The following is a 5,252-nucleotide window of genomic DNA, read 5'->3' as shown; positions in this document are numbered from 1 at the left end:
GCTATATTTTGTAAAGGATTATATAATTTTGTAAAAGTAGATAAATACTAGACTTTCTGATTCCTAATCCGTAGGTCGGAGGTTCAAATCCTCTCGGTCCCACCATAAATATAGTTACTATTGAAGTTGTTACCCTCTATAATCTAAGGAATTGGTTTTATACCTATTTTTATTGGCTTTTCTTTTGCTTTTGCCACTTTTTATCTATGGTATCAGTAAGCAGCACAGGCGCTGATATAGCTTCTTTACCTACGATAAACTGGATCAATATAGGGTCGCTTTGAGCAAACATAATTTTAAGATTGTCCCCTCTATGTTTTTCCAGATACGATTGAATTCTAGAATCCAGCATTCTATATAACCCATATTGAGTAATAGTTCTTTCTTTTGCATGGGCCTCATTTTTAAGCTTTACTGGTGCTTTGTATTTAATTGCAAAAGATACTAGAGTCTTCTTGTCATCTTCTAGGAGCTCATTAATATTTCTACCACTTTGCTGCAATAAAACACCAAGTACAGTCCCTTCTGTTTCCAAATTTTCTACAGAATCTTTTATTAGTTCAAATTGACTTATCGTTTCCTTCCATTCGGGGTTATCCCGAGTAGTAGCAAGAGCATAAGAGCCAAGAGAAAAATACCAAAATATCCCAAAGATAAAACTTATTATATTTGATTGTACTGATAACCTAGTCATAAACCTACCTCATATAAAATGTGAATAAAAATAGTTTAAAATAGCTTATATAATTGTAATAATCTAAAAATTTCTTGTCAATATGGCTAACATTATAATAGCTCCAGTCTGCTGGACAGGATCGACAACTAATGAGATTTCAATAAGGGGTTAACAGCAATAAGAGGGAGCATTTATATAAAACTTAAATCAAGTTCTGACCTTTACAAACACAGACATGCCTGGAACTATCTTGTTTTTGACACGTTCGGGAACTTGGAAATCAATAATTACAGGTACCCTCTGCACTATTTTAGTAAAATTGCCTGTAGCGTTTGAAGGAGGAAGAAGACTGAACTTAGCACCAGTTGCCGGAGAAACATTCCGAATCTCTCCTTCAATTTTTTCCCCTTTCTCAGAATCAACCAAAATTTCAACCTTCATGCCTAGTTTGAATTTGGAAATTTGCGTTTCTTTAAAATTAGCTTTTATATACAACTCATCAATCGGAACAACAGAAAACAAAACACTGCCAGCGCGTATATAGTTTCCCTCTCTTAAAGAGCTATTACCTATCATACCTCTTATTGGAGAACGAATAACGGTATTATCCAAAGCTCTCTTAGCTAAATCAAGTTCAGAAGAAACGGTGTTATATTTTGCCATCGCAGCAAAGCGCTTTATTTCAAGCAAAGTAAGATTTTCTTTACTTGTCTGCATATTGAACTCCGCTTGAGCTAGATCACTTTTAGCTTTTTCAAACAAAATTTTAATACTATCAACGTTTTTCTTACTAGCAAAATTATCTTTACTTAGTGCTTTAATTCTTTTGTAATCAATCTCAGAAATCTTAAAGCTCTCAACAGCAAACTGATATGCTTCATCTGTTTTCTGTTGTTCAATATTTGAGATCTTAATGTTTTGCTCGATCATTTCTATATCTCGCCTTGCCCCATCAAGATCAGCCTTAGCTTTATTGAAATTAGCTTTATGATCATCATCTTTGATTTTAGCTATTATTTGGTTAGCCTCAACGACGTTGTTTTCTTTAACCAATACTTTATCTATTACGCCATTGACTTCGGAACTAATGCTTGAGATATCCGCTTCTACATATGCATTATCAGTTGATTGAGTTTTTGCCCAAACATATATCTCATAAGTAAAAAATAAAAGTAATAGTGATGCAGCAACGGATATATACCTTGCATAACGATAAGAATTGAATTTGTCAATTAGTGACTCAATGGCTTTGTTCATCATAATTTACGAGTTACATACATACATACTGGTATAGATAATACATAAAGTATAGCAACTAGCGGCAGCGAGTACCAAGGATATATAACAATTGTTATTATAATAACTGCAGAAACAATCATGGAAAGTGATAAATATTCCTGTTTTATCTGTATTTTCTTTAAAGACAGAGTGGGTAATCTGCTTGGAAGCAACAAAGCAATAATTACAATATAAAGATTAATAAGCAACGTATGATTCCTAAGATTAAACTCACCAAAAAGGGGAGAGAATTCAAAATCTAAAATCAACGGAATTAAAGCAAGAACGGCTCCGCTAGGCGCTGGAACTCCTAGCAAAAAACGATCATCTTGTTTTATCTCACTTGGCTGGACAATTGCTGTATTAAACCGTGCTAACCGAATTGCCATACAGACCAAGAATAACATTATAGACGCCCATGATATTACTTTGTACTCGTACTGCTGAAAAGACCAAAGATAAATTAACATTGCTGGGCATAAACCAAAATTCATAAAATCACATAATGAATCAAGCTCAGCTCCGAAATGACTAGTAGCATTAAGCATTCTTGCAACTCCGCCATCAAGTCCATCAATTATCGTTGCAATTAATATACAATACACAGCCGTTTCCCAACGACTGTCGAGAGCAAATCTAATTGAACTGCTTCCTATAATTAACCCTATTAAAGTGATTATGTTCGGCAGTAGCTTTGTAAACGGTACTGGCCTGATACCTAACCTTTTACGTTTAAATCTTAGCAAATTAAACCCCTAAATATATTATCTAACTTCAAATTTTATTTGATCTGACTTCTTTTTATTCAAATCTGCAATCACTGTCTCACCACCAACACAAGTCTGCCCCTCAGAAACCATGATAGCGGATTTAATTGGCAAATATATATCAACACGACTGCCAAACCTAATTAGACCATATCTTTGTCCAGCTTTTACTTCTTGTTCTTCTTCTAGATCACAAACAATTCTCCTTGCAATAAGCCCTGCAATTTGAACAAAAGCAACTTTAGTTCCATTGTTTGTTTCCATGAGTACAGATTGGCGCTCGTTATGGATACTAGCTTTGTCTAAAGCCGCATTAAAGAACTTTCCTGGATGATAATGTAGTGATAAAATTTTTCCGTTTGCTGGCGCTCTCTGAATATGAACGTTAAAAATATTCAAAAAGACACTGACTCTAATCATTTCTTCGTTTCCCAAATTAAGCTCTACCGGAGGAATAACTTCAGTAATTTTTTGAACAATTCCGTCAGCTGCGCTTATAATAAGATCGTCACCTACCGGAGTCACCCTTTCCGGATTTCTAAAAAAATATGCGCACCAAATGGTAGAAATGCCCCCAATCCAACCTAGTGTAGAACTAAATGAGCCTAAAACAAAAGTTACTGCCGCAAAAATAATTATGAATATATACCCTTCTCTGTGAATTATCTTTGCAAGGTCGCTATAAGGTTTCATAGATTTTCTCCTAAATTTTTGTTTCAATGTTCGGATGATGATAAATTTCTTGTTCGAAGCGGTCAAGAACAAATCAATCTACTTGCCGTTTAATTTCAGTATTGCCATTACAAGAGCTGTTTTTATCTTGACCACTATCACTAATTATGTTTATAATGCACCAAAATAAATGCAAAAGCTGAAATTATAGAGGCGGTCATGAAAATTGTTAAATCGTTAAAGTCTTTAAAAGCTAGAGATAAGAACTGCCGAATAGTAAGAAGAAAAGGTAGAGTTCTTGTTATTAATAAAGTAAATAAAAGATTTAAAGCCAAGCAGGCTTAAACTTACATTAATTCGTAAGACTCGATAAGGGAGAGAACGTATCTGGTTACTCTCCCTTATTTTATGGTTTCTACAATACTCATCAAATTAATCTAACTCTCTCACGCTCTTTTTTCTTATCTATCTTCTTTATCTAAAGGTAGAATGAGATGCCGGAACAAGCCAGGCATGACTAAATGCCGTCATCCTGAGCTAAGATCAGGATCTCATGAGCTAGAAAAAAGATACCGGGTCAAGGTTTAATCTCTTTAGTATTAATTAATTTATATCACGCATTATGGAAACTAACTCACTATATTGGGCCGTCTTTGGAACAATTGTAATTACTTTACTTATTCTTGATCTAGGAGTGCTAAATAAGCGTGATCATGTCATGACCCTTGGACAAAGCTTGTCTCTTAGCTTATTTTATATCACAATCGCATGCTGTTTTGGCATGTATATCCATTATGCAATCGGCGCAAGTCCAGCTCATGATTATTTTACTGGCTTTTTACTTGAGAAAGCCATGTCTTTAGATAATATCTTTGTAATCTCAATCATATTTAGTTTTTTTAAAATCCCTCTTAAATACCAACATAGAGTCTTATTTTGGGGCATATTAGGTGTTATTATCCTTAGAGCAATAATGATTTCTGCTGGAGCAATTCTGCTGGCTAAATTTAGTTGGTTATTGTTTATCTTTGGAGCAATTCTTATCGTTACCGGAATAAAAACACTCTATCTAGCAAACAATCATTCCTTTGATATAAATGATATGTATGTGTATAAGCTTTTAAAGAAAAAGATAAATATATATCCAGAGTTAGTTGGAAATAAGTTCATTGTTGTTGAAAACAGTAAAGTATTTGCGACACCTTTACTTATGGCCTTAATAACTATTGAGTTCATGGACTTGGTATTTGCCATTGACAGTATTCCAGCTATTTTTGCTATTACTCAGAATACATTTATAGTATATACCTCAAATATTTTTGCGATTCTTGGACTCAGAGCACTATTTTTCTGCCTTGCTGATATAGTCGAAAGGTTTAAGTACATAAAATACTCCCTAGCACTCATCTTAATTCTTATTGGAGTGAAAATATTTGCTGGCCATTTTATAGACATTCCTAAATACATCCCTCTCGTAGTCACATTCGTGCTACTAGTACTTGGAGTTTTGGTTTCACTAGTAATGAAAAATAGAGAGAGCAAACTCGGCTAATGGAAGAGATGAGATAAAGGTCATGCTGAACTTGATTTGGCAAGCCCGCCTCTTTTGCCTAGAGCTTCCATATGCCTACTAAGATCCCGGGTCAAGTCCGGGGTAGCTGTGTACAAGCAACTAAGTACTACTCCTGGTCAAGTTGTAGAAGAAGTCGATGTATTGGGGAATTCTTCCGATGAAGAGATGGATAGCGATAGCGATTAAAAATAAGATTTTAGTATAAGAGTTAGTCCATCCACCGAAACTCCCACAAGGCAACAAATATAAGGGTTGCAAGATAAAAAGCTTGGTCAAATCCATAAGA

The 5,252-nt window shown here is 34.6% G+C and carries 6 protein-coding genes; 2 read left to right on the top strand and 4 right to left on the bottom strand.

The genetic code is table 11. The features are described 5' to 3' along the window. Positions 1–169: 169 nt before the first annotated feature. From Megvenef_RS07350 to Megvenef_RS07335, 4 genes are all read right to left on the bottom strand, one after another. Complete coding sequence (locus tag Megvenef_RS07350; protein ID WP_322777313.1) at positions 170–694, bottom strand: hypothetical protein; 525 nt, start codon at positions 692–694, stop codon at positions 170–172. Between the two features lie 189 nt (positions 695–883). Next, a complete protein-coding gene (locus Megvenef_RS07345) occupies positions 884–1,936 on the bottom strand; it encodes an HlyD family secretion protein (protein WP_322777312.1) in 1,053 nt (350 codons plus the stop codon). Then, positions 1,933–2,700, bottom strand: a complete 768-nt coding sequence (locus tag Megvenef_RS07340; protein WP_322777311.1) for a CDP-alcohol phosphatidyltransferase family protein — start codon at positions 2,698–2,700, stop codon at positions 1,933–1,935. The genes Megvenef_RS07345 and Megvenef_RS07340 overlap by 4 nt, the downstream gene beginning before the upstream one ends. A gap of 18 nt (positions 2,701–2,718) precedes the next feature. Then, positions 2,719–3,414 (bottom strand): phosphatidylserine decarboxylase, encoded by a 696-nt coding sequence (locus Megvenef_RS07335; RefSeq protein ID WP_322777310.1) that lies wholly within the window; start codon positions 3,412–3,414, stop codon positions 2,719–2,721. Between the two features lie 198 nt (positions 3,415–3,612). Between Megvenef_RS07335 and ykgO the strand changes: the two genes are divergently transcribed. After that, positions 3,613–3,738: a type B 50S ribosomal protein L36 gene (ykgO, locus tag Megvenef_RS07330; RefSeq protein ID WP_322777309.1), complete on the top strand. Its 126-nt coding sequence runs from the start codon at positions 3,613–3,615 to the stop codon at positions 3,736–3,738. A gap of 277 nt (positions 3,739–4,015) precedes the next feature. Beyond that, entirely contained in the window at positions 4,016–4,945 is a 930-nt protein-coding gene (locus tag Megvenef_RS07325) for a TerC/Alx family metal homeostasis membrane protein (RefSeq protein WP_322777308.1), read from the top strand. The last annotated feature ends 307 nt before the right edge of the window (positions 4,946–5,252 follow it).

Source organism: Candidatus Megaera venefica (assembly GCF_034554655.1).
Taxonomy (GTDB): Bacteria; Pseudomonadota; Alphaproteobacteria; order Rickettsiales; family Rickettsiaceae; genus Megaera_A; species Megaera_A venefica.
The sequence above is the reverse complement of the archived record's forward strand: the minus strand, read 5'-3'. Positions and strand labels throughout refer to the sequence as shown.

Coding starts and splice junctions, on each gene's coding strand:
- Megvenef_RS07350 (WP_322777313.1), bottom strand. CDS start 694: ATGACTAGGTTATCAGTACAATCAAATATAATAAGTTTTATCTTTGGG.
- Megvenef_RS07345 (WP_322777312.1), bottom strand. CDS start 1,936: ATGATGAACAAAGCCATTGAGTCACTAATTGACAAATTCAATTCTTAT.
- Megvenef_RS07335 (WP_322777310.1), bottom strand. CDS start 3,414: ATGAAACCTTATAGCGACCTTGCAAAGATAATTCACAGAGAAGGGTAT.
- ykgO (WP_322777309.1), top strand. CDS start 3,613: ATGAAAATTGTTAAATCGTTAAAGTCTTTAAAAGCTAGAGATAAGAAC.
- Megvenef_RS07325 (WP_322777308.1), top strand. CDS start 4,016: ATGGAAACTAACTCACTATATTGGGCCGTCTTTGGAACAATTGTAATT.